We start from the raw sequence: 23002 nt of genomic DNA, 5'->3' as shown, positions 1-23002 counted from the left end.
AACCGCGTGTTAGCCTCGTAAAAAAGTGAGAGGCGAGCAGTTGGCCCAGAAGTCAGACATCGAATGGACGGACGCAACGTGGAACCCGGTTACGGGCTGCACCAAGGTCGGTCCTGGTTGTGACAACTGCTACGCAGAGCGGTTCGCAGAGCGCTGGCGTGGAATCCCTGGACACCCCTACGAGCAGGGCTTCGACCTGACACTCTGGCCGTCGAGGCTGAAGCAGCCTGTGCTCTGGAAGAAGCCGCGGATGATCTTCGTCAACTCGATGAGCGACCTCTTCCACAAGGACATCGATCGGAAATTTGTCGACGCGGTGTTCGATGCTATGGAGCAGGCGGACTGGCACGTCTACCAGGTGCTGACCAAGCGCAGCTCGCTCATGCGCAACTACGTCCGGCGGCGGTATGATGGTGGGTCGGTCCCGCGCCATATCTGGCTCGGCGTTTCTGTCGAGGACGCCGCGCACACGAGCCGGATCGAGCACCTGAAGCAGATCAGTTCCGACGCACGCTTCATCTCGTTCGAGCCACTGCTCGGACCGATCGGGGATGTTGATCTGCAGGGCGTCGCGTGGGCCATCGTCGGGGGGGAAAGCGGGCCTCGGGCTCGGCCCATGGACGAGAGCTGGGCACGCCAACTTCGTGACATCTGCGACCGTGACGACGTGGCGTTCTTTTTCAAACAATGGGGCGGTGCACGGCCGAAGTCAGGCGGGCGCCTTCTTGATGGTGAAGAGTGGAATGGCTTTCCGTGGAAGATTGTTCCCGAACCCATCATCCGTGCTCTGCAGCCCGAGGATGCTTGATGCCACCTCGGATCGAAAACTATCAGGGGCGCGAACAGTCGTTCATCAAGCACCTGTTTCTCAACAAATACCTTGAGTCAGCGGCGTACAAGCTGTTCCAGGGCAGATCGCCGGTCTTCAATTTCGTGGATGCATTTGCGGGTCCCTGGCGGGTCTCGGACACGGACAAATACTCAGACGCTTCGTTTTCCCAAGCGATAGAAACGCTGGATGCCGTCCGCCGGTCGCTACTTGATATGGGGCGCCCGGGGCTGAAGGTTCGATTCCGGTTCTGCGAGCGAAACCCGGCTTCGGTCGCCAAGCTCCAACAGTTTGCAGCCCAGAAGCCCGAATTCGATATTCGGGTGTTCTCTGGCGCTTTCGAGGACAATCTCGATGGCATCCGCTCCGCCTGCCGCGATGGCTTCACTTTCACTTTCATCGACCCAACCGGCTGGAATGTCGAGTCCGGCAAGATCTTCGATTTCCTCCGGAATCTCAACGGAGAGTTCCTGTTCAATTTCATGGCCGAAGAAGTGAACCGACACGCAGGTTGGGATGGTGTGGCGCAATCGGTCGGTCGCTTCCTAGCGGACCCCGCTTGGAAGGCTGCGTTCGAGGCGCTGCCCGAGGGGGCCAACGAAACGAAAATCCTGCATCTCTTGAAAGCTAGGATGAAGGAGGCACGGGTCGCGACGTATCTGACGGACATGGCTATCCGGAAGCCTCGTGAGGACCGGATCAAGATGCGCTTGATCCTCGGCACGCACAGTAGTTTCGGAGTGTCCCCCGTCAGCACCTATGGCACAGGTTTGGGGTTGTGATTTAAGGAGGATTTGGGTCTCGTCGCAGTGACGAAGGAACGAAGATGAGATCCAAATCCACAAAGCCCAAAGCCCCTGCTGCAACCGTTGTGAAGGACATTCGCCGAGCGACCCGGCGACACTTCTCGGCTGAAGACAAGATCCGCATTGTTCTGGAAGGCCTGCGCGGTGACGACAGCATCGCCGAGCTGTGCCGCAAGGAAGGCATAGCCCAGAGCCTTTATTATACTTGGTCGAAGGAGTTCATGGAGGCTGGCAAGCGCCGACTGGCGGGCGACACGGCACGTGCTGCCACCAGTGACGAGGTCAAGAACCTGCGCCATCAGGCGCGTGACCTGAAAGAATGCGTGGCTGATCTGACCTTGGAGAACCGTCTGCTCAAAAAAAGCATGATCGCGGATGGGGAGGACGACGCATGAGGCACCCCGCATCCGAGAAGCTCGAGATCATCAGGATCGTCGAGCAGTCGCACCTGCCTGCCAAGGTCACGCTCGACAAGCTGGGTATAGCCCGTCGGACCTTTTATCGCTGGTATGACCGGTATCTGGAAGGCGGACCTGAAGCGCTAGAGGACCGGCCATCAGCGCCAAGCAGGGTGTGGAACCGCATCCCCGCCGAGGTGCATGACCAGATTATCGAACTGGCGCTGGAGCAGTCCGAGCTGAGCCCGCGCGAGCTGGCTGTGCGGTTCACCGACGAGACGCGTTACTTCGTGTCGGAGGCGACGGTCTATCGCCTTCTGAAGGCCCATGATCTGATCACCAGCCCGGCCTATGTCGTGATCAAGGCCGCCGACCAGTTCCACACCAAGACCACCCGGCCGAACGAGATGTGGCAGACCGACTTTACCTACTTCAAGATCATCGGCTGGGGCTGGATGTATCTGTCAACCGTGCTCGACGACTTCTCGCGCTACATCATCGCCTGGAAGCTTTGCACCAATATGCGGGCCGAGGACGTGACCGACACGCTGGACCTCGCTCTCGCGGCTTCCGGCTGCGACCAGGTGAACGTCCATCACAAGCCGCGCCTGCTGTCGGATAATGGCCCTTGTTACATCGCCGGCGAGCTCGCCGAATACATCGAGGCCCAGCGTATGAGCCATGTGCGCGGTGCGCCGTTCCATCCCCAGACGCAGGGCAAGATCGAGCGCTGGCACCAGACCATGAAGAACCGCATCCTGCTGGAAAACTACTTCCTGCCCGGCGATCTTGAGACCCAGATCGAAGCGTTCGTCGAACATTACAATCACCAACGCTACCACGAGAGCCTGAACAACGTGACGCCCGCCGACGCCTACTTCGGCAGGGCCCCAGCCATCATCAAAGAGCGTGAAAAGATCAAGCGACAGACCATCGAACATCGACGCTTGCAACACCGAAAGCACGCCGCCTAATATCAACCAACCAGACGAGGCCGATGCTCCACTAATCTACGATGCCATCTGTGCCAAATGTTCTGACGACGGACACATGGCCACAGATCGTGCGCACCCGTCAGGAGATCGCGGCCATGGAGCCGGAGCCGATGCGGGTGCGGCCATCACCCGCTGCGATCACGAGGCTGGAACAGACCTTCGACTGGATGCTCTGGATCGAGGAGGAGGAGCGCAAGCTGGTCTGGGGCCGCGCCGCGCGCACGCCGTGGAAGCAGCTGTGCTGGAGCATGGGCTGCGATCGCACCACTGCATGGCGACGCTGGCAGATCGCGCTGACCAAGATCGCAGCGCGGATGAATGCGCAAAGGGCCAGACATGTCGCAGCAGATTTACGTTGAGGGCGTACGGACCAAGCCCTTCCAGCCGGACTTGAGCTGGCTGCGCGCCATGTCAAACGTCAGAGGAGCTACCGTGCTCAAGAGTCAATTGATAACTAGGGTCGCAGAACTGAACCCTCATTGGACGCGGGCTGAGATTGATCTGGCCGTGCGCACGATCTTTGAGGCGATCGCCCACAAGCTCGCTGAAGGCGGACGCGTGGAGCTTCGCGGTTTCGGCGCGTTCACTGTGAGGCAGCGCGATGCTCGTCATGGCCGCAACCCGCGTACAGGAGAGGTCATTGACGTCAAGGCGAAGAGCATTCCCTGTTTCAAGCCGGGCAACGAAATGCGCCGCCGTCTCAACTCGAAAGGCCGCTGAAGTGTTGCAACACTTTTGTGTTCGACACCTGCAACAGATCAGTGCTAGGAATTATGCATCGTGGGGAGAGTGCGCCGAAGGGCTCGCTCTCCCTTTTTCTTGAGCTGGATCCCGCCCTGGACCCCGGAGTCCATGGCGGAGTCCAGACGTGCCAGCGCACCGCGGTTTGCAAGGGTCACTCGCCTGCCGTCTGCCCTTGTGAAAACCGTCTCTGGAAGCAGTTTTCAGACGGTTTTTCCGGTTCAAACGGTGACCGGTTGACCGAAAAAACAGTCTCCGCCCTCTCGTAAGCCATTGATTGTACGGTTCCTTTCCGTTCACTTCGTATGCTGGCGGGCTAAGCGCGCCATATCGCTAGCGTCAGGGCGATTTTTTTGGGAAGCCACCCCTTTTGGAGTCCACTCTCCGGACCCTGAAAACCTACAATAAATCAGTGACATGGCAGGTGGATTCCAGGGTGGACTCCCTGGACTCCGGAAGCCACCCGGAGTCCACCCGGGAAGCCAGTGGAATCCACCTGCCGGAATCCACCCCGCCAGCTCACAGGATCAGCGTCATGACCCTCGCCTTCGCGCCAGAGCGGATCGAGCACTGGCCGCTTGCGCGCCTGCAGCCCTATGCCCGGAACGCCAAGGTCCATGGCGCCGACCAGGTCGCCAGGATCGCCGCCAGCATGGCCGAGTTCGGCTGGACCGTGCCGTGCCTCGTGGGAGAGGACGGTGAGCTGATCGCGGGCCATGGCCGCGTGCTGGCGGCTGCCCAGCTCGGGCTGACCGAGGCGCCGGTGATCGTGCTCGGTCATCTGACCGAGGCGCAGCGGCGAGCTTACCGGATCGCGGACAACAAGCTGACCGAACTCGGGACCTGGGATGAGGCGCTGCTGTCGGCGGAACTGAACGAGCTGCTGGCCGAGGATTTCGACCTGTCGCTGGTCGGGTTCTCCGACGGGGAGCTGGACAAGCTGCTGGCCTTCGTGCCACAGGGCGAAGGTGAGGACGGTGGCGGCGGCTGCGTGCCGCCGGTGACCATCCCCGAACCTCCCCGCAACCCGGCCTCGCGCACGGGCGATCTGTGGATCCTCGGTGATCATCGCCTGCTGTGCGGCGACAGCACAAACCACGTCGATGTCCGCCGTCTGATGAATGGCGAGCGCGCCGTCCTGTTCGCAACCGATCCGCCCTATCTCGTGGACTATGACGGCTCGAACCATCCCACACGCAACAAGGACTGGAGCCAGTCCTACGGCGTGACCTGGGACGACAGCTCGCAGGGCGCCGAGCTCTATGACGGGTTCATCGGCGCGGCTGTGGCTGAAGCCATTACCGAGGATGCAGCCTGGTATTGCTGGCATGCCTCGCGCCGCCAGGCGATGCTGGAGGCGTGCTGGGAAAAAGCCGGCGCGTTCGTTCACCAGCAGATCATTTGGGTGAAGGACCGCGGCGTCCTGACCCGGTCTCATTACCTCTGGAAGCACGAGCCGTGCTTCATGGGCTGGGTGAAGGGCAAGCGCCCGCCCAAGGTCGCCGAGGAGACGCTGGCCTCCACATGGGCGCTGCCGAGCTTTGCCAAGGATGACCGCCCGGACCACCCGACCCCGAAACCGCTCGATGCGTTCGCGATCCCGATGCGCCAGCACGTGGCCCGCGGCGGGCTCTGCTACGAGCCGTTCTGCGGCTCAGGCTCACAGATCATGGCCGGTGAGGCCAACGGTCGGCGCGTGTTCGCGATGGAGATCAGCCCGGCCTATGTCGATGTCGCCGTCGAACGCTGGCAGGCGGATACGGGACGCAAGGCCATCCTGGACGGTGACGGGCGGGCGTTCGACAAGGTGAAAGCCGAGAGGTTGGGCGACAATGCATCCGAAGCGGATGCGGCATGAAACAGTCGCGCGTCGGCTATCACAACGCGCCGCTACTAGGTGCTGTTGACAAAGTACCGGAACCACAGGCGGATTGAAGCGAGATGGATGAAGCCGAGATAGCTGTCGGCGGTCTTGTCGTAGCGTGTGGCGAGGCGGCGTGAGCAGCGCAGCTTGTTGAAGCACCGCTCGATGCGGTTTCTCAGCCCATAGACGAAGTCGTCGATCTGGACGGGGTTCTTGCGGTTTCGGCGCGCCGGGATCATCGGCACGGCGCCGGCGGCTTCCAGCGATGTTCGGATATTGTCGCTGTCATAGCCTTTGTCGGCCAGCAGGACGCGCGGGACTGGGCCATGCGCGGCCATCACCGCCTCATAACCTTTGTAGTCGGAGACTTCACCGCCGGTGATCTCAGCGGCTATGGGCAGCCCTTCAGCGTTGGTGCGAAGGTGTATTTTGGTCGTGAAGCCACCTTTTGAGCGCCCAAAACCCTGTTTTTGAGTCCCCCTTTAGCGCCCGCAGCCTGATGGTGCGCGCGAACGATAGTGGAATCGACCATTTGAAGACTGTCGGGTACGGCCCCGCTCTCGCCCAGCGCTTCCAACATCACCTCCCACACGCCTGACAGCGTCCAGCGGCGGAACTGGCGGTAGACCCGCGTCCACGGACCGAAATAGTCGTGAAGATCACGCCAGGGCGCGCCGGTGCGCGCGATCCAGAACACGCCGTCCAGCACGCGGCGATGATCAGAAGGCGGGCGGCCCCGCTTGCCTCCGGTCGCCACCACGAAAGGCGCAAAGAACGCCCACTCCTCGTCCGTCATCAAACCGCGAACCAAGACCACCTCCCAAAAGCCAGTCTTGAATCACGCTTCGGGCGGGTTGGGAATCCACTTCGTCAACAGGTCCTAGATGTGCCTTCAGTCAGATGCTGCACTTGGTGGTGCTGCGGTCGGCATCTCTCTCAACAATCGTTCGATTTCCCTGATCCTTTCTCGCGCTGCGTGAGCTTTCTTGGCTTCGCCTCGCTCCTTCCGGAAGGTTGCAAGCGCCTCAAATACAGCCTTGGCTTCCGCAAGGTGGCTTGGACTTCTTGCCATCCGCCCGAGAGACACAAGCGTATCGCCAAGCTTCTCCTGTGCTATTCCCCAGTGTGCGGGACTGGCCTCAGGCGTGTAGATTTTCAAGGCGTTTCGGTAGGCATTGGCTGCTGCTTGAAGGCGCGTTGGATCAGCCGCCATTTCTCCCAGAATTTGCAACGCGCGGCCAAGGTTGGTCTGCGTCATCGCAAAAAGCATAGAATTTTTGAGCACGATGGGAGCTGTCGAGGTTATTGTTAAAATCTCAATTGCATTTTCAACCAAATTGCGATCTTCATGCATTTCCCCAATGCTTCGCAAAGCAAGGGCCAGTGTGTTTTGAGCCATAACCCAGTCCGTTGGCATCTCTTCTAGTGTAAAAATCTCCAAGGCGTTTCGACATACCTGAACAGCCTCATACAAGTAAGTCTCATCGCTCGTGACTGTGCCAAGATCCACAAGGACATTTCCAAGGTTAGCTTGGATCATCGCCCACTTTGCCGCATTGGCCTCACGTGTTCGAACTGCCAGCGCGCACCGGAATGCCTCAATGGCCGCCGTCAAATGCGTGACTCCCGTCACCATCTCACCCAAAAGCGCAAGCGCAAGACCCAAATTATTTTGAGTTGCTGCCCAGCCAGCAGGGTTAGCTGCACGGGTGCGTACTTCCAAAGCCAGTTTATAGGCTATTATAGCCTTTTCCAATGGCGCTGGGTGCCCAGTCATTTCGCCCAGACCTGCAAGGGCGTTACCTATATGGTGCTGCGTGATCGCCCAACCAGCAGGGTTTGACTCACGAGAATACACTTCGAGAACGCTACAATGAGCCTCTACTGCTTCCTCCACCCTAGCGATCTTGCCGACCATCCGGCCTAATGAAAGGAGCACCAGACCCAAATTGTTCTGCGTCGTAGCCCATCCGACCAGGTTGGTCTGCCTCGTGTAAACTTCCAAAGCATTGCGGTAAGCATGAGCGGCATCTTCCAGTAGCTCCGGGTTGCCAGTTATCCATCCAAGTCCCTGCAGGGCCAATCCCATATTGATCTGCGTCGCTGCCCAGTCCGTCGGGTGTGTCTCTCGCGTAAGGACATCAAGTGCGCTGGAATAAGCTTGAACGGCGTTCTCTAGCATGGATTGATCGCCTCTTATCTTGCCAAGCTCCTGAAGCGCGTTGCCGAGGCCTGATTTTGTAATGGCCCATGTCGTCAAATCAGGCTCATGGGAATAATAATCCAATGCGCTATTTAACGCCTCTATTGCTGCCTCAAGCCGACTAGGGTCCCCCGCCATCGAGCCAAGCACTCGAAGTGCATTGCCCAGATTTTTCTTTGTCATGGCCCATTCTGCGGGGCTCACACTGCGGTTCCGGAGACTGTCAAGCGCATGAAGGCTTTCGATTACAACAAAACCGATAGCGATGTCGCCGCGCCGATCGGTTACAGCCAATAGGGCAATTGCTGCTCGCTCGCGCAGGTCCAAGTCTGTTAACCGCTCGTCGCTCCTGCGAGCCAGAGCGATATCGGTCAGCGCCCGTAAAGCGTTCGTGCGCCCTCGAAGGGCGAGTTCTTCAAGCCTTGCAATGGCTGCATTGATCGAGGCGATGTCGCCTGTCGCCAAGTCACGCTCAATCTGGCGCAGGTCAAGCCCGCTGGTGATCCGCCGGATAATGTCTACCATACGAATAAGGGCAGCGATGATGACCAGATCGAATACAACCCTGAGGATAAAGGTGGCAGACCGGCCGACACCACCTGACGCTTCAAGGCCGCTGATGTTCCTCCAGCCATAAATCTCCGCGGCATCGACCAGCGGGACGGCTTTCAGAAACTCGCCCCATATGAACATTGCCGTTGAAGCTAAGGGCAGATGCGGATCGCCGGCATAGAGTGGGTAAAGCTCCTCGAGCCTGGCAAATCCCAACGCGAAAAAGCCCATCATGACGACCAGGCTGATCAGAAGCTCGTTGCGGTAGTCATTTCGGAAAGGAATGGTGTCGCCTGCATCTTCCAGCATGCGCCGCTCTGTTTCGTCATGCTCCCATTGACGGTAGATGGCGAGTATGGCGATCAGCGCAGCCAAGACAGCCACCAGACCAAGCGGCGTGGGGGCAAGGGTGCCGACTCCCGCCAGTCCGATAAAAACAAGCCAGTATACGCCCCAGCGCATCCAGAAATGTTCAAGCTGGATGCCCGTCCGAGGAGCTATGCGATTTAGCAATCCATCGACGGACCGCGCCGCTGGAACGACAATTTGCTCCAGAAACCGGCCTCCGAAGAAGCGAAAGATGATGAAGGCGACGAAGCCAAGGGCGAACGCTACGATCGTTGCCGCGGCGGCTTGCACCAGCGGATCAACCCTAGGAGCCAACCAGAGCCAGAGCCCGGATACGTCCATACCCATATCCCCCTTCGCAAAGTAGGCTGAAGGTGATGCGTCGAGTCAATTCGAGATTTGTGACACGCAGGCTTCCAGCCGAATTTGAAAAATCAACGTGTATAGGGCTTCTCGGTGCCTCTTGGCCTTGATCAATCTCAATCTTTGCCAGCAGTCTGGAAATGGTTGGCGTTTGACGACTGGCTCAGCGTGTTTGGGGACAACAGGATTGCGACCATTGTCCTCCACTGCTGATACGCCCTGCGCCGGGTGTTCGAGAGGATACCGATCTGCCACTCGCAACGATAACCCGCCGCCCCTCGCGGAGCAGCGGGTGCCGTTATTATACTTCCTGGTGCTCAATCCGATGGCGCGCCCGACGCCGGCGAGCCTCTCCGCCCCTGGGTGAGACTGGCCGACTTGCGATCCATTCTTCTATGTCGCTGTCACGCCAGCCTATTGATTGAGGCCCGAGACGGAGCGGCGGCGGGAAGTCGCCCCTGCCCATCAGGACATAGATGGTGCTTCTGCTGACACCTGTGCGATTGAGGACTTCACGCATGCGAAGGATATGTGTGGCCATGGCCTGTTACTCCGCGCAGATGGCGTAGACCCGCCCACGCCCCTCGACCTTTTCCGAGGTCACCTCGAGCCCGAGCTTCTTCTTCAGCGCCCCGGACATCGCCCCGCGCACAGTGTGCGATTGCCATCCGGTCGCGGCGACGATCTCCTCGATGGTCGCTCCCTCTGGTGCGCGGAGCATGGCGATCAGCATCTCCTGCTTGGTGCCCACGCGCGGCGTGCGCGGCTTGGGCGCGGCGTCAGCTTCGGTGGGCGCGCCCGTCGTCGCCTCCGGCTTGATGCCGATGGCGCCAAGGCCTGCGTCGGTGGCGATCAGCGTGACGCCATGCCCGTCGCCGGTCTCGCGCCAGACGGGATCGTTCTTGTGCATGTCGGCATCGACCTCTTCGAGGAGGCCCTTAGCGAGCATCGCGCCGACCACCCTGGCGGCTGCTCCGCCGCGCAGGGTGTCGGGCAGCGGCAGGGCGATGCGGGCTTCACGCTCCGCGGCGGCCTTGAGGATCAGGGTCTGAATGTTGGAAAGCTGGGTCATGGGTCGTCTCCGTGATCGGGGCGCGCGGGATGTGCGCCCTTCTACGACCCTAAGCCCGCCATGGCGGGCGAGAGGCGTGAGACGTGAGCGTTCAGGCGTGCGCGATCAGGACCGGCATGACGCGCCCCGGTGATCTGGCGCGCATCACGCAGGCCCCACGACATAGCTGTGCGCCCTGTCAGCGCGCTTCAGCCGGTTGGCTTCGTGCATGGCGTCCAGCGAGGTCAGATGCCCGCTGATCACTTGCTCGTTCTGAGGGGTGGCGCCGCGTGTCAGGCGGTCGCAGCGATAGACCGCCCAAGGCATGTTCGTTTGCGCGCTCATGATGCGCCCCCGTGTGCGGCGGCGATGGCCAGCGCCATGTCGAGGCTTGGCGCAGTCATGGGATCGCCGCTGAGCGTGCAGCCATAGACCCAGAAGGTCTCGCCCCATGGCTCAAGGCTGCGCCAGATCTCGATGCGGTCATAGGCGAACACCCGGCTCATGGGGCGCACTCGCCTTCGCTGAACGCCGCGTCGGTGACGCGCGTCAGGAGCTCGGCGTAGTGCGCGAGGGTTCCCACATGGCCCCAGTTGATCTGGTCGGGGCTGGCGTTGAAGTGCTCGTCGCTCAGGCTCGTGAGCCGGGCGAGCATGGCGTCGATCTCGGCCTTTCTGGCGATGAAGGCGTCGATGGCTCTGGGCGTGTCATGGGTCTGGGTCATGGCGGTCTCCCGTGTGTGCTGGTGACCCCATACAGGCTCTGTCCGCGCCGCTTATCAACTCAATAAGCACCTGTTCTGGAACAATAATCGGAGCACGCCATGCAGGGGATGAGCGAGCGCCAGTACGCCGCCCATGCGGGGCTTTCGCGCGGCGCGATCCAGAAGGCCAAGGCCGCCGGGCGGCTGGTGCTGCTGTCTGACGGCTCCATCGACGCGCCCGCCAGTGATGTGCGCCGCGCCGGGATGACCGACCCCTCCAGAACCAGAAAGTCACCGGCGCCCGAGCTGAAACCCGTCCCCGAAGCGGCCGTCACTGCGGTCGGTGACACCCTGCGCGAAGAGGGGTTGCCCAGCCCGGCTGCTGGCGGCGCCACCACATTCCTGCAGGCCCGGACAGCCAACGAGGTGCTGAAAGCGCAGGAGCGCCGCATCCGGCTTCAGATGCTCAAAGGCGAGCTGATCGAACGCGGTCGCGCCAGCGCGCTTGTGTTCCGCCTGGCGCGCGAGGAACGCGATGCGTGGGTCAACTGGCCGGCGCGCGCGGCGGCATTGATGGCCGCGGAGCTCACGGCGGCTCTTGGAGAGGGGATCGAGGTGGAGACGGCGCTGATGCAGAAGGTTCTCCAGGTCCATGTCCGCGCCCAGCTCGAAAGCCTTGCCGAGATCCGCGCTGAGTTTGGGTGAGGACGTCATCGGCTTTGACGGGGCTGAGGATCTGTTGCGCGCCTGGTCGCGCGCGATACGTCCCGATCCCGATCTTACGGTTTCCCAGTGGGCCGACCGGCATCGCTGGCTCTCGTCGCGCGCTTCGGCGGAACCGGGCCGGTACCGCACGGCGCGCACGCCCTACATGCGCGAGATCATGGATGCGCTCTCGCCCTCGAGCCCGGCCCAGCGCGTGGTGTTCATGAAGGCGGCTCAGGTGGGCGCGACAGAAGCAGGCAATAACTGGATCGGGTTTGCGATCCATCAGGCGCCAGGCCCGATGCTGGCGGTCCAGCCGACAGTGGAGCTCGCCAAGCGCAACTCGCGCCAGCGCATCGACCCGCTGATCGAGGAGAGCCCGCAGCTTCGCGAACGGGTCAAGCCTGCACGCTCGCGCGACGCGGGCAACACCATGCTGTCCAAGGAGTTCGCGGGCGGCATCCTGATCATGACGGGGGCGAACTCCGCCGTTGGCCTGCGCTCGACGCCGGCGCGATACATCTTCCTTGATGAGGTGGACGCCTATCCGGGCTCGGCCGACGAGGAAGGCGATCCGGTCACGCTGGCCGAAGCGCGCTCGCTGACATTCGCCCACCGGCGCAAGGTGTTCCTGGTCTCGACGCCGACGATCCGGGGCCTCAGCCGCATCGAGCGCGAGTACGAGGCGAGCGACCAGAGGCGCTATCACGTGGCGTGCCCGCACTGCGGCCATGAGCAGTGGCTGAAGTTCGAGCGGCTGCGCTGGGACAGGGGCCGGCCCGAGACGGCCGCCTACAACTGCGAGGGCTGCGAGCAGCCTATCGCCGAGCATCACAAGACGGCGATGCTGGAGGCGGGCGAATGGCGTGCGACCGCCACGTCAGTTGATCCCGGCACGGTGGGCTATCACCTGTCGGCGCTCTATTCGCCGGTGGGGTGGCTCAGCTGGGAGCAGATCGCGCGCAGCTGGGAAGCCGCTCAGGGCTCTGATGAGGCCATCAAGGCGTTCCGCAACACGATCCTTGGCGAGACCTGGATGGAAACCGGTGAAGCGCCTGACTGGCAGCGACTGGCTGAGCGGCGCGAGAGCTGGAAAGCTGGCGTCGTGCCGTCAGGCGGTCTGTTCCTGACCGCCGGGGCCGATGTGCAGAAGGACCGCATCGAGGTTGATGTCTGGGCCTGGGGTCGCGGGCTGGAGAGCTGGCTCATCGATCACATCGTCATCGAGGGCGGGCCGGGCGATGCCGCCTGCTGGAAAAAGCTGACGGACCTTCTCGGGCGCACATGGGAGCATGAGAACGGCCAGCACCTCAACCTTGCCCGGTTCGCCATCGATACAGGGTTCGACACCAGCGCCGTCTATGGCTGGGCGCGGGCTGTAGGGTTCTCGCAGGTCGCACCCGTGAAGGGACTGGAAGGGTTCAACCGCTCAAGCCCTGTGACGGGCCCGACCTATGTGGACGCCACCATCGCAGGCAAGCGCCTTCGCCGCGGGGCGCGCCTGTGGACGGTGGCGACCTCGACGTTCAAGGCCGAGACCTACCGGTTCCTGCGTCAGGATCGCCCAACGCCCGAAGAGATCGACGCGGGCGCTTCGTTCCCGGCGGGAACGGTGCATCTGCCAGCATGGGCGGACGGCGAATGGCTCAAGCAGTTCACCGCCGAGCAGCTGGTCACGGTACGCACAAGGCGCGGGTTCTCCAGGCTCGAATGGCAGAAGCTGCGCGAGCGCAACGAGGCGCTCGACTGCCGGGTCTATGCGCGCGCGGCAGCCTGGATCGCCGGCGCGGACCGCTGGCCCGAGGCGCGCTGGCGCGAGATGGAGGATCTGCTCGGTGTGAAGACGCCCGCCAGCCTCGATGCGGGCGCGCCGGGGACGCAGGCGCTGGCGGCGCGATCGAGCGCTCGGCGCAGAACTGTGCGGTCGAGCTATATGGACTAGGCCGCCCTGCGCATGGCGTTCAGGCTCGCTTGTGCAGGTGCTCCAGCCAGCTGGTTGTCGCGTGCAGGTGCCAGCATCATCTCGTGCAGCGCCGCGTCGTCACATCTGGCATGGGCCAGGACCCTTAGAAGGGCAGCCGATATTCGTTTCCACATGAACGTCTCCCACCACCGGAGGCGTTGCGTGTTTTATGGCTCAGCGCGTGCGCTGGCTCTTGTGGAACGCCTCGAGAGAGACTTTGCGACGCTCTATGATGGATTTCAAGCGATCGTTAATGATCTCCAATCCCATGTCGGCCGGGTCATAGGGCTCGCCATACCAGGCCTTGAGCTCCTTGTGTTGAGGGTGGGAGCGATCATTGATGGCGTGCACGAACTCGAAATACCCCGGCATGCCGCCGCAGTCTTCGGGCGGCGCGGCGCGCTCACCATCGACGAGGCGCGGATAATCGACACCCGGCTCGGCTGGCAGGACGTCCTCGATCGTCAGTGTGTGGCGCCAGTCATCGCCGAAATCATAGACATAGGTGAGGGTCGAGATGCCTCGATCGATCAACGCCGATAGCCGCAAGCCCTTGGCCTGCATGACCGAGCGCCCCCAGCTCAGGTCTGGGGGCGGCGGTTCGCCATAAATCTTCTCGCCGATGCGATACTCGTAAAGATGCCTGTCCTCCCAGCCCATCAGCGCCTGTATGACCTGATGCAGGGCGCGCAGGTTCATGGTGACGGGCGCCTGGATGCGCCGCCAGATCAGGGGCTCGATGTCTTGAAGTTCGATCAGGATGCGCGCGATCTGGCTCATGGTGCGACGTCCCTGGTAGCTCTGTTAAAGAGCGTTAGCTGGCCAGCATGCGCTGCACGATCCTCGGGTCCCGCTCGATAAGCGCCAGCAGAACGCGGGCTGGACCATCGGGGCTGCGCCGCCGATGCTCCCAGTTGAGGAGCGTGGCTTTCTTGACGCCTATGCTCCTTGCAAAGTCTGCCTGGGACAGACCGGTGCGCGCCCGGATCGCTTTGACGTCGGGCCGGTCCAGTTCGATCTCATGGATGCTGGCCGCGCCCTCTCCCTTTGCGTGGGCGATCGCCTGGTTGAGCCCCTGCTCGATACTCCTGAATGCCTCGTTCATGGTCGTCTCCTGTATGTGGCTGCAAGCATCTCGCCGAGCGCTGTGACTTTGGCCGCCTCGCCACGGGTCAGGTTGGCTTTCTCGTTTTTAGCAAAGACCGTGATCAGGAAAATCGGCAAGTGCGGATCCTGCCTGTAGAAGTGGATCACGCGATACCCGTTGCTCTTTCCGCCTCCCTCCCGGGCAAACCGGAACTTGCGAACGCCTCCGCCTATCGCAACGCCAGCATTGGGATTGCGGGCAACGTAGTCGATCAGCGCCGCGCGCTCGTGTTCGCTCATGACAGAGCGCGCACGGCGCGTGAATTCGGGCGTTTCGACCACTGTGACGATAGGCATGCGCCGTTATGTGCGCCTCTGACGCATAAGTCAATGACATATAGGAGACCGCCTTGACCGCGCTATCCGAACTTCGCGCGCGGCGTGAGGCGCTGCTGGCGCAGCGTTCCTCTGGCGTGGCGCGGGTGAGCTATGACGGGCGCACGGTGGACTATCGAAGCCTTGCCGAGATCGATCGGGCCATCGAGGCGCTTGAGCGCGAGATCGCCGCTGGCGAGGGCCGCGCCATCGTGCGCCAGGTGCGTGTGACCACCTCGAAGGGTCTGTGATCCATGGGACTGCTGGAACGGTTCACCCGCCGGGGCTCTGGCGGGCCGGCGGGCGTGCGCGCGCGGCTCGAGGGCGCGATGGCGAGGCGGCGCCTGCGCGGCTGGAACCCGCCGCTTGAGAACATCAACGCTCTCGTCGCGTCAGGGGGCCCGCGGCTTCTGGCGCGGGCGCGCGAGCTGTCGGTCACCAGCGGCTATGCCGCCAATGCCTGCGAGGCGTTCGCCTCCAACCTCATCGGGGATGGCATCAAGCCCTCCTCGCTGATCGCGGATGCGCGCGTGCGCGAGCAGGTCCAGAAGCTGTGGCTGGCCTGGACCGATGAGGCTGACGCTGACGGGCTGACCGATTTCTATGGCCTGCAGGCCTTGGTCGCGCGCGAGATGTTCGTGGCGGGCGAGTGCTTTGTGCGCCTGCGCCCGCGCCGGGCCGGGGATGGGCTGCTCGTGCCGCTTCAGCTCCAGCTTCTGCAGTCGGAGATGTTGCCGTTCGAGAAGACGCAAACGGCGCCCAACGGCAACCGCATCCGGTGCGGGATCGAGTTCGATGCGATCGGCAGGCGCGTGGCCTATCACTTCCGCCGGCGCCATCCCGGCGACAGCACCGATCAGCGTGTGGCCATACCCGAGACGGTGCGGGTTCCTGCTGAAGAGGTGCTGCACATCTACCGGCCCATCGATGCGGGTCAGATCAGGGGTCTGCCCCATGTGGCGCCGGCCATGGTGCGCCTGTTCCTGCTCGACCAGTACGACGACGCCGAACTCGATCGCAAGAAGACCGCGGCGATGTTTGCGGGGTTCATCACCAAGACCGCGCCTGAAGAAGCGATCATGGGGGAAGGTCAGGCCGATCCTGATGGCGGCGCGATCGCGAGCCTCGAGCCTGGCACCATGCAGGTCCTCCTGCCGGGCGAGGACGTGAAGTTCTCAAGTCCCGCCGATGTGGGCGGGGGCTATGAGGCGTTCCAGTACCGAACGCTTCTGGCGGTCTCGGCATCGCTGGGCCTGCCCTATCATCTGGTCACCGGCGATGTGCGCCAGGCCAACTACTCATCCCTGCGCGCCGAGCTCGTGGAGTTCCGCCGGCGCGTCCAGCAGCTCCAGCATGGCGTCATCGCCTATCAGCTGTGCCGGCCTGTGTGGCTGCGCTGGCTGGAGAGCGCGCAGCTTGCAGGCGCGCTCGAGCTTGATGATCCGGTGGGCGCTCGCGCCGTCCAGTGGATCGCGCCGCGATGGGACTGGGTCGATCCGCTCAAGGACATTCAGGCTCAGGTGCTCGCCATGGAGGCGGGCATCACCTCACGGCGCAAGGTGGTGGAGGGTACCGGCTACGACATCGAGGAGGTCGACCGCGAGAACGCGGCCGACGCCGCACGCGCTCAGGCTCTCGGGCTGAGCTATCGCGCAAGTCCCGGCGAGACCCAGGGCGCGCGCGCCACCCCGGCCGGGCGTCCCCAGCCGGCTTCCAGCAGCGATCAGGAGTAACACCATGCCAGGCTGGTATGAGATATGCGCCCGGGCGACCGGCGTGCAGATCACCATCTATGACGAGATCGGCGCCTTCGGGGTGTCTGCCAAGGGCTTCCTCGCCGAGCTTGGCGCGGCGCCCGAAGGCGCGCCGATCGATCTGCGGCTCAACAGCCCGGGCGGCTCGGTGTTCGACGCGGTCGCGATCCATAACGCCCTGCGCCGCCATACCGGGGCGGTGACGGTCTGGATCGATGGCATCGCGGCCTCGGCGGCCTCCTATGTGGCGATGGCGGGCGACGAGATCGTCATGCCCGCGAATGCCTTTCTCATGATCCATGATCCGTCCGGTCTGGTGGCGGGCACGGCGGGCGACATGCGCGCCATGGCCGAGGCGCTCGACAGGATCAAGACGACCCTGGTGCGCGGCTATGCGGGCCGCACGGGCCGGCCTGAGGACGAGATGGCGGCGCTGATGTCGGCCGAGACCTGGTTTGATGCGGGCGAGGCGCTCGCCGCCGGGCTTGCCACGCGCCTTGCTGACCCGGTGCGCATGGCCGCGAGGTTCGATATCGCAAGATTCCGCAACGCGCCGCCAGAGCTGGTCGAGGCGGTCACTGCGCCAGAGGCTGAGGAGCCGCCCGCTGCGCAGGCCGATCAGGACCATCAAGACCCTGGCGCCGAGGCCGAAGGCGCTGACACTGGGAGTGGCCCTGAGTCGGGTCCTGCTCCCGACCCCGATCCGGCTCCCGACACCGGGCCGGACACTGGCGCCATCCGCGCGCAGGGCGTGGCCCATGCGCGCGCGGTGATCGATCTGTGCCAGCTCGCCGGCCAGCCGCAGATGGCGGGGCGGTTCCTCGAAGAGGATGTCAGCCTCGAGGCGGTGCGCGCCCGGCTCCTGGCCCTCAAGGCAGAGGCCTCGCCCGAGATCACCGCCCATCACCCCCAGCCTGGACCATCCCCGTCCGCGCGCCCCTGGAGCGAGATCCTCGCCTCCACTTTCAAGCTGAAAGGATGACCCCATGACTACCCTCACTGAAGGACGCCATACCGGCGGTTTTCTTGTCTGGGAGGTGCTGCGCGACTACACGCGCGAGACCGTCACCATCGCCTCGGGCGCAGGCAGGCTCGAGCCGGGCACGGTGCTCGGCAGGATCACCTCCGGCGGCAAATACACCATTCTGGCTCCGGCCGCGTCCAACGGCAGCCAGAACGCGGCCGCGATCCTGTGGGGTGATGCCGACGCCACAGACAGCGACGCTCCTGGGGTGGTGCTGGTGCGCGGCCCCGCGATCGTCAACCGCCACGAGATCATCTGGCCCGACGCCATCACCGAAGGCCAGACCACCACCGCCACCACGGCGCTCGCAGCCATTGGCATCCTTGTGCGCTGAGCCGCGGCGCATCGATTTTTCTGACATACAGGAGGTTGGCGCATGGCCACCATGGACATCTTCGAAGGCGATGCCTTCTCCATCATCGAGCTCACCCGCGCGCTCGAGAACATCCCGTTCAAGCCCGCCATCCTGTCAGGCTCTGGCCTGTTCGGATCGCGCGGGGTGCGCACGCGCACCGTCATGATCGAGAGCCGCGACGGCACGCTCTCGCTGATCCCGTTCTCCGAGCGCGGCTCGGCCTATGAGAGCCAGATCCCCGAACGGCGCGAGATGCGCGCGTTCGTGTGCCGCCAGTTCAAGAAGCAGGACGTGCTGTGGGCCTCCGAGATCCAGGCGATCCGCGAGTTCGGCTCCGAGAGCGCGGTCCAGCAGGTGCAGACGGAAGTGGCGCGCAAGCTCGGCCGGCTGCGCAACGACGCCGAGGCCACGTTCGAGTTCCACCTGTTCAACGGCATCCAGGGCGTCGTCAAGGATCCGCGCGACGGCGCCACGGTAATCAACTACTACACCGAGTTCGCCATCACCCCGGCAGCCGAGGTCGACTTCGATCTCGATAATGCGACGCCCGCCTCGGGCGCCCTGCGCAAGCGCTGTCAGGCGATGATCGAGAGCGTCGAGGACACGCTTGGCGGCCTTGCGTCGGGACAGGTCCAGCTGCGGGCCGAGTGCGGCTCGGCCTTCTTTGCCGATCTGGTCGCTCACAAGGAGGTGCGCGAGACCTATCTCAACACGGCCGCGGCCGCCGATCTCAGGGGCCGTGTGGGCGAGGAGGTCAGCTTCGGGGGCATCTCGTTCCGGCGCTATCGCGGCGGGCTGGGGTTCGGCGTGCCCACCGACAAGGCCTACATCTATCCCGAAGGCGTCGAGGGCCTGTTCGAGATCTATTATGCGCCCGCCGACACGTTCGAGACGGTCAACACGCTGGGTCTGCCTCTCTATGCGCGCATGATCCCTGACCGTGACCGCGACGAGTGGGTGCGCCTCGAGATCGAGAGCAATCCTCTGCCCATCTGCACGCGCCCGCAGGTCCTGCGCAGCGCAAGGCGCACTTAATATCGGTGCGTCACCGTGCGCGGGGACGCTTCCAGATCATGCCTTGAAGACGTGGGTCGGGCGCAAAGCCATCTTTGGCGAACTCAAGACCAAGTTTTGGGTGCTCACGCACGGCCTGTGAGCCTGTCTGGCCAATCCGGATGCGCCAGGTCTGCCGTTCAAGCGGCTGTGGAGCGGTGAAGGCGCGGCAGGTGAGCACCGCAAGGTTTGCCCTGCCCGCAGGGTCGCGCACGGAGGCATAACGTATGAGTCCGGCGTCAATTTCTCGCGCGCCATCTGCCAGTGCCTGACAAGGCTCGTAATCTGTGAGATGGGTCCAGGCGTAATGGTTTGCGCCAAGGTCTCCAGTCGTCAGGTCCAGCGCAACGCCCGTCGCCACTTTTGCCGAGAACGCAGTGTACTCGGCCGCATCATCGGGGAACGGGGTCTGCGGGCTCTCTGCGTAGAATAAGAAGCGGTAGAAGACCATCTCAGCTGCCGCGGTCTCTGGGTGCTCGGCTCCATACCAGACGCCCGGCGTCAATCCTGCTCGACGGAATCTCGAACCGACCGGGTAGGGGCGGTAGCGGAACGGGGTGGCAAGCAGGTAGTCGAGGTGGCGGCACTCTTCCGGCAGCGGAGGCTTGGTCGCTTCGAGGACGTCCTCAAGCGTTCTCTGTTCATCGAGGCTATCAACGAGCTTCAGGGTCGAAACCTGATGCTGAGCCTCAACAAATCTCCATGCTTTGCCCTCGTAGGGCTGGGCATCAGAGCGGAGCGCGTCGTGAGTCCAGATACGTTGTGACATCGACAAGCCCCTGTACCTGAAACATGCGCTCGACCGGAGGAGCCGCAAGCGCTGAATTAGGGGCTGCAAGCCATTGACGTGCGACAGCCTCGTCCCCTCCGGTGATCGCGTCGAGAGACCGAAAGACCCTGACGAGAAGGGCTGAAAGCTCGAAGGGCTTCGTTCCCGGCTCGAGCACGCTTTCGCCCCTTTTCCAGCGTGATACGGTCGCCTCTGACACGCCGACTATCTCAGCCAGCTGGCGGCCTGATAGGCCGAGCCGGTCTGCCGCTCGGCAGGTCGCCTTGGTGAGCACGACGCCAGCCTTGGACTGGTGAATGATCTGATCTGAAAGTGTCATGGCTCTCTCCCGTTGCGTGAAAACATAACACTGATTGCTTTCTCAGGAAAGACGTAATGGCCGATGTCTTCGCTTCAGCGCTGCGCGCGCTATTCGACGACCCGAGCATCGGGCATGACGCCGTCTATGTCGCAGATGGCGGCGGGCCTTTGCCGGTGAGAATTGTCGCTCGGCGAGCGGACGCTGTCATGGATTTCGAGGACGCCAGGCTCTGGTCCGAGAGTGTCCGCATAGACGTACTTGCGGCTGAGATTTCAAACCCGCGCCCCGGCGACATGGTGGTGCTTGATGGAGCGTCCCATGTCATCGAGGGCGAGCCGGTGCGCGACCGTGAGCGTCTGACCTGGACGCTGACCTTGCGTGCGCCATGAGGCTGGAGCTCTCCACGATCGGCTCGGTCGCCGGGGTCATGGCGCAGGAGGTCGCGGCGGCCGAGGCCGCCATGAGCCGGGCGGTGAGCGAGGCGAGCGAGGGGCTCAAGGGCGAGCTGCGCAGCCAGATCACTCAGGCTGGTCTGGGCGCGCGCCTTGCTCGCACCTGGCGCTCGCGCGTCTTCCCCGACGGGCGCGACAGCATCACCGCGGCGGGGCTGGTCTGGTCCAAGGCGCCGGGCATCATACAGATGCACGATCGCGGCGTGGTCATCCGCTCGCGGTCAGGCGTGTTCCTGGCCATCCCCACCGCGGCGGCGGGGCGTTATGGCGATGGCGGGCGCCGGATCACGCCGGGCCTGTGGGAGCGCCGGCACGGCCAGCGCCTGCGGTTTGTCTACCGGCGCGCCGCCGCCTCGCTGCTGGTGGCGCAGATGCGCGCACGCACGGGGCAGCGCGGCGGGTTCGCGCCCGCCAGCGCTAGCGCACTTCGATCCGGGCGCGGTCTTGTGAGCGTGCCCATCTTCATCCTCGTGCCCCAGGTCACCATGAGAAAGCGACTGGACGTGGCCGGCGCTTCCCTGCGCTGGCGCGACCGTCTGGCCGAGCTTGCCGTGCGCCGCTGGGGCGATGGCCTTCAGGCGGCGCCGTCTGGCTCGAACCCCGCCAGACGATAGCTGGTTCGCCTGCTGCCGCCGCGATTGCGGATGAGAAGGCTGCGGGCAAGAAGGTCGTTGATGTCGCGCTGTGCGGTGTCGACCGAACATCCTGCCAGGGACGCCCATTTCCTGGCTGTCAGATTGCCCTCAAACCCGTCAAGAAAGCGGTTGAGGACATCCTTCTGCCGGGCCGAAAGGGGCTCATGCGCGGCGCGCCGCCAGAAGTCCGCCTTGCGCAGGACCCCCGTGCTGTCGGCTTCGGCGTCATCGATGGCTCTGCCAAAGCACTCAAGAAACCATGCCAGCCAGAGCGTGACGTCCAGCGAGCCTTTCTGGGTGCGCTCGAGCATCTCGTAATAACGCGCGCGTTCACGCTGGATGCGCGCTGACATGCTGTAGAAGCGCTGGCCGGATCCTTCCATCTGCGCGATGGCCAGATCGGCGACGGCGCGGGCCATGCGGCCATTGCCATCCTCGAAGGGATGGATGGTCACGAACCACAGATGGGCAATGGCGCTGCGCACCAGTGCGTCCATCGGCGGCGTATCGTTTAACCAGGCCAGGAAGCGCTCCATCTCTTGCGCCACCTGATCAGCAGGCGGCGCCTGAAAATGGACCTTCTGGCGCCCGAGCGGGCCGGAGACGACCTGCATCGGTCCGTCATGATCGGTGCGCCACGCGCCGACCACAATCTTGTGAAGCCCCGAATAGCCCGTCGGGAACAGAGCGCCATGCCAGCCAAACAGGCGCTCGCTGGTCAGAGGCGCGCGGTGATTATGCATGGCGTCGAGCATCATCTCGACCACGCCTTCAACACGCCGGTCTGATGGCCCTGAGCCACCTTGCGGAAGGCCAAGCCGGCGCGCAACGGAGGACCTGACGCTGGAAAGGTCAAGCAGCTCGCCTTCGATCTGGCTGCTCCTGAGCACGTCCTCGACCGTTGCACGAAACTCCGCCTCGAGCTGCAGATCAAAGCCGAGACGCTTCATCTGGCCGAGGAAACGGCCCTGCCTGTGACGGGCATCGCCCAGCCGGGCGAGCAGTTGCGCGCCGTCCCACGTGAATGCCGGCCAGGTGGTGTGCTCCCAGATATACATGATTTCTCCGCAGGATTTGCCGGGAAAGCTATGCCCTCCTGCGGATAAAGACAAGATTTTTGCCGCATGACGTGCGGAGAAAATCGCTTCATTCGCTGCAGATCATGAGACACGGGATGACCAGCCGCCGCGAATCCGTCCTCAGCGCCCTGTATCAGACCCTCTTGGTCACGCTTGAGGCGAGGGTGGTGCGCAATGAGGTGCTGCCCGAGAAGGTCGCGTCTCAAGGTCTTGTCATCGTGCGCGATGGCGAGCCGGGCGAGCCGGACGTGACCCTCAATCCGCGCACGGAATATTATGCTCACCGTGTGGAGATCGAAGCCTATGTGCCGCGCCCGCCCACGGGCGGAGGCGAGGCCGGGCTCGACGAGCTCATAGCGGCCATCGCGAGCGCGCTGCGCCCCGATCCTTCGCTTGGCGGGCTGTGCGAGATGCTCAACCTTTCGGCGCCGGAGACAAACGTGCTGGCGATTGAAGGGGCAGCGCCCTTTCTCAGCGCCCGCGTGAGCGTGATGGCCGAATACCTGGTGAGCGATCCGCTCTCGCCCTGACCCCTATAAGCCTGCAGCGATCTAATAAAAAGTGAAGTCAGCAAATA

General features: G+C 63.3%; 29 protein-coding genes. 16 read left to right on the top strand and 13 right to left on the bottom strand.

Translation table 11 applies throughout. The annotated features are described in order from the left end of the window. Window positions 1–25 precede the first annotated feature (25 nt). From L2D01_13640 to L2D01_13615, 6 genes are all read left to right on the top strand, one after another. On the top strand, window positions 26–808 hold the full coding sequence (locus tag L2D01_13640; GenBank protein ID WBQ09914.1) for a phage Gp37/Gp68 family protein: 783 nt from the start codon (window positions 26–28) through the stop codon (window positions 806–808). After that, on the top strand, window positions 808–1611 hold the full coding sequence (gene tcmP, locus L2D01_13635; protein ID WBQ09913.1) for a three-Cys-motif partner protein TcmP: 804 nt from the start codon (window positions 808–810) through the stop codon (window positions 1609–1611). The genes L2D01_13640 and tcmP overlap by 1 nt, the downstream gene beginning before the upstream one ends. A 44-nt stretch (window positions 1612–1655) precedes the next feature. After that, window positions 1656–3007, top strand: a protein-coding gene (locus L2D01_13630; GenBank protein WBQ09912.1) for an IS3 family transposase whose coding sequence is annotated in 2 segments (ribosomal slippage) — window positions 1656–1992 and window positions 1992–3007 — 1353 coding nt in all. Because the reading frame shifts where the segments join, the coding sequence is not laid out codon by codon here. Window positions 3008–3048: 41 nt separating this feature from the next. Then, window positions 3049–3387: a DUF6362 family protein gene (locus L2D01_13625; protein WBQ09911.1), complete on the top strand. Its 339-nt coding sequence runs from the start codon at window positions 3049–3051 to the stop codon at window positions 3385–3387. Then, entirely contained in the window at window positions 3365–3748 is a 384-nt protein-coding gene (locus L2D01_13620) for an HU family DNA-binding protein (protein ID WBQ09910.1), read from the top strand. The genes L2D01_13625 and L2D01_13620 overlap by 23 nt, the downstream gene beginning before the upstream one ends. 556 nt (window positions 3749–4304) lie before the next feature. Further along, window positions 4305–5627 (top strand): site-specific DNA-methyltransferase, encoded by a 1323-nt coding sequence (locus L2D01_13615; GenBank protein ID WBQ09909.1) that lies wholly within the window; start codon window positions 4305–4307, stop codon window positions 5625–5627. A gap of 35 nt (window positions 5628–5662) precedes the next feature. On the opposite strand, the gene L2D01_13610 is transcribed toward L2D01_13615, so the two are convergent. The 7 genes from L2D01_13610 to L2D01_13580 all read right to left on the bottom strand — a co-directional run bounded on the left by L2D01_13610 (window position 5663) and on the right by L2D01_13580 (window position 10874). Further along, window positions 5663–6450, bottom strand: a protein-coding gene (locus tag L2D01_13610; GenBank protein ID WBQ09908.1) for an IS5 family transposase whose coding sequence is annotated in 2 segments (ribosomal slippage) — window positions 5663–6117 and window positions 6117–6450 — 789 coding nt in all. Because the reading frame shifts where the segments join, the coding sequence is not laid out codon by codon here. A gap of 75 nt (window positions 6451–6525) precedes the next feature. Then, a complete protein-coding gene (locus tag L2D01_13605) occupies window positions 6526–9078 on the bottom strand; it encodes a tetratricopeptide repeat protein (GenBank protein ID WBQ09907.1) in 2553 nt (850 codons plus the stop codon). Between the two features lie 322 nt (window positions 9079–9400). Next, window positions 9401–9619 carry an AlpA family phage regulatory protein gene (locus L2D01_13600; protein WBQ11652.1) on the bottom strand — a complete coding sequence of 73 codons (219 nt, stop codon included), beginning with the start codon at window positions 9617–9619 and terminating at the stop codon, window positions 9401–9403. Window positions 9620–9646: 27 nt separating this feature from the next. Continuing rightward, on the bottom strand, window positions 9647–10171 hold the full coding sequence (locus L2D01_13595) for a DUF3489 domain-containing protein (GenBank protein WBQ09906.1): 525 nt from the start codon (window positions 10169–10171) through the stop codon (window positions 9647–9649). A 144-nt stretch (window positions 10172–10315) separates the two neighbouring features. Further along, the gene (locus tag L2D01_13590) at window positions 10316–10495 is read right to left on the bottom strand and encodes a hypothetical protein (GenBank protein ID WBQ09905.1); all 180 of its coding nucleotides are present in this window, start codon (window positions 10493–10495) and stop codon (window positions 10316–10318) included. After that, window positions 10492–10656, bottom strand: coding sequence for a hypothetical protein (locus L2D01_13585; protein ID WBQ09904.1), 165 nt, complete (start codon window positions 10654–10656; stop codon window positions 10492–10494). The genes L2D01_13590 and L2D01_13585 overlap by 4 nt, the downstream gene beginning before the upstream one ends. Continuing rightward, complete coding sequence (locus L2D01_13580) at window positions 10653–10874, bottom strand: hypothetical protein (protein WBQ09903.1); 222 nt, start codon at window positions 10872–10874, stop codon at window positions 10653–10655. Before L2D01_13580 ends, L2D01_13585 begins: the two co-directional genes overlap by 4 nt. A 99-nt stretch (window positions 10875–10973) precedes the next feature. Between L2D01_13580 and L2D01_13575 the strand changes: the two genes are divergently transcribed. Further along, the gene (locus L2D01_13575; protein WBQ09902.1) at window positions 10974–11558 is read left to right on the top strand and encodes an elements of external origin; all 585 of its coding nucleotides are present in this window, start codon (window positions 10974–10976) and stop codon (window positions 11556–11558) included. Next, complete coding sequence (locus L2D01_13570) at window positions 11506–13500, top strand: phage terminase large subunit family protein (GenBank protein WBQ09901.1); 1995 nt, start codon at window positions 11506–11508, stop codon at window positions 13498–13500. Before L2D01_13575 ends, L2D01_13570 begins: the two co-directional genes overlap by 53 nt. 195 nt (window positions 13501–13695) lie before the next feature. On the opposite strand, the gene L2D01_13565 is transcribed toward L2D01_13570, so the two are convergent. The 3 genes from L2D01_13565 to L2D01_13555 are packed head-to-tail and all read right to left on the bottom strand — an operon-like array spanning window position 13696 to window position 14907. Continuing rightward, entirely contained in the window at window positions 13696–14301 is a 606-nt protein-coding gene (locus tag L2D01_13565; protein WBQ09900.1) for a plasmid pRiA4b ORF-3 family protein, read from the bottom strand. 34 nt (window positions 14302–14335) lie between these two features. Beyond that, on the bottom strand, window positions 14336–14626 hold the full coding sequence (locus tag L2D01_13560; GenBank protein WBQ09899.1) for a helix-turn-helix domain-containing protein: 291 nt from the start codon (window positions 14624–14626) through the stop codon (window positions 14336–14338). Next, the gene (locus tag L2D01_13555) at window positions 14623–14907 is read right to left on the bottom strand and encodes a type II toxin-antitoxin system RelE/ParE family toxin (GenBank protein ID WBQ09898.1); all 285 of its coding nucleotides are present in this window, start codon (window positions 14905–14907) and stop codon (window positions 14623–14625) included. The genes L2D01_13560 and L2D01_13555 overlap by 4 nt, the downstream gene beginning before the upstream one ends. 110 nt (window positions 14908–15017) lie before the next feature. Here L2D01_13555 and L2D01_13550 point away from each other — a divergent pair, with 110 nt between their 5' ends. Genes L2D01_13550 through L2D01_13530 form a run of 5 tightly spaced genes read left to right on the top strand, consistent with a single transcriptional unit; the run spans window position 15018 to window position 19150 of the window. Further along, the gene (locus L2D01_13550) at window positions 15018–15233 is read left to right on the top strand and encodes a hypothetical protein (protein WBQ09897.1); all 216 of its coding nucleotides are present in this window, start codon (window positions 15018–15020) and stop codon (window positions 15231–15233) included. A gap of 3 nt (window positions 15234–15236) precedes the next feature. Continuing rightward, on the top strand, window positions 15237–16715 hold the full coding sequence (locus tag L2D01_13545) for a phage portal protein (GenBank protein WBQ09896.1): 1479 nt from the start codon (window positions 15237–15239) through the stop codon (window positions 16713–16715). Between the two features lie 4 nt (window positions 16716–16719). Beyond that, on the top strand, window positions 16720–17718 hold the full coding sequence (locus L2D01_13540; protein WBQ09895.1) for a Clp protease ClpP: 999 nt from the start codon (window positions 16720–16722) through the stop codon (window positions 17716–17718). A 4-nt stretch (window positions 17719–17722) separates the two neighbouring features. After that, the gene (locus L2D01_13535; GenBank protein ID WBQ09894.1) at window positions 17723–18094 is read left to right on the top strand and encodes a head decoration protein; all 372 of its coding nucleotides are present in this window, start codon (window positions 17723–17725) and stop codon (window positions 18092–18094) included. A gap of 42 nt (window positions 18095–18136) precedes the next feature. Next, entirely contained in the window at window positions 18137–19150 is a 1014-nt protein-coding gene (locus L2D01_13530; protein ID WBQ09893.1) for a major capsid protein, read from the top strand. Window positions 19151–19160: 10 nt separating this feature from the next. Here L2D01_13530 and L2D01_13525 read toward each other — a convergent pair whose 3' ends face one another. Together L2D01_13525 and L2D01_13520 are read right to left on the bottom strand one after the other, a co-directional pair. Continuing rightward, window positions 19161–19937, bottom strand: coding sequence for an RES family NAD+ phosphorylase (locus L2D01_13525; GenBank protein ID WBQ09892.1), 777 nt, complete (start codon window positions 19935–19937; stop codon window positions 19161–19163). After that, window positions 19897–20277 carry a DUF2384 domain-containing protein gene (locus tag L2D01_13520; protein WBQ09891.1) on the bottom strand — a complete coding sequence of 127 codons (381 nt, stop codon included), beginning with the start codon at window positions 20275–20277 and terminating at the stop codon, window positions 19897–19899. The genes L2D01_13525 and L2D01_13520 overlap by 41 nt, the downstream gene beginning before the upstream one ends. A 56-nt stretch (window positions 20278–20333) precedes the next feature. Between L2D01_13520 and L2D01_13515 the strand changes: the two genes are divergently transcribed. Both L2D01_13515 and L2D01_13510 read left to right on the top strand, forming a co-directional pair. Next, entirely contained in the window at window positions 20334–20648 is a 315-nt protein-coding gene (locus L2D01_13515) for a hypothetical protein (protein WBQ09890.1), read from the top strand. Then, window positions 20645–21325, top strand: coding sequence for a DUF6441 family protein (locus tag L2D01_13510; protein WBQ09889.1), 681 nt, complete (start codon window positions 20645–20647; stop codon window positions 21323–21325). The genes L2D01_13515 and L2D01_13510 overlap by 4 nt, the downstream gene beginning before the upstream one ends. On the opposite strand, the gene L2D01_13505 is transcribed toward L2D01_13510, so the two are convergent. Further along, window positions 21286–22404, bottom strand: a complete 1119-nt coding sequence (locus tag L2D01_13505) for a Fic family protein (protein ID WBQ09888.1) — start codon at window positions 22402–22404, stop codon at window positions 21286–21288. The two genes, L2D01_13510 and L2D01_13505, sit on opposite strands and share 40 nt — an antisense overlap. Before the next feature lie 116 nt (window positions 22405–22520). Between L2D01_13505 and L2D01_13500 the strand changes: the two genes are divergently transcribed. Next, the gene (locus L2D01_13500) at window positions 22521–22955 is read left to right on the top strand and encodes a hypothetical protein (GenBank protein WBQ09887.1); all 435 of its coding nucleotides are present in this window, start codon (window positions 22521–22523) and stop codon (window positions 22953–22955) included. The last annotated feature ends 47 nt before the right edge of the window (window positions 22956–23002 follow it).

The organism is Hyphomonadaceae bacterium ML37 (assembly GCA_027627685.1).
Lineage (GTDB): Bacteria > Pseudomonadota > Alphaproteobacteria > Caulobacterales > Maricaulaceae > Oceanicaulis.
The sequence above is the reverse complement of the archived record's forward strand: the minus strand, read 5'-3'. Positions and strand labels throughout refer to the sequence as shown.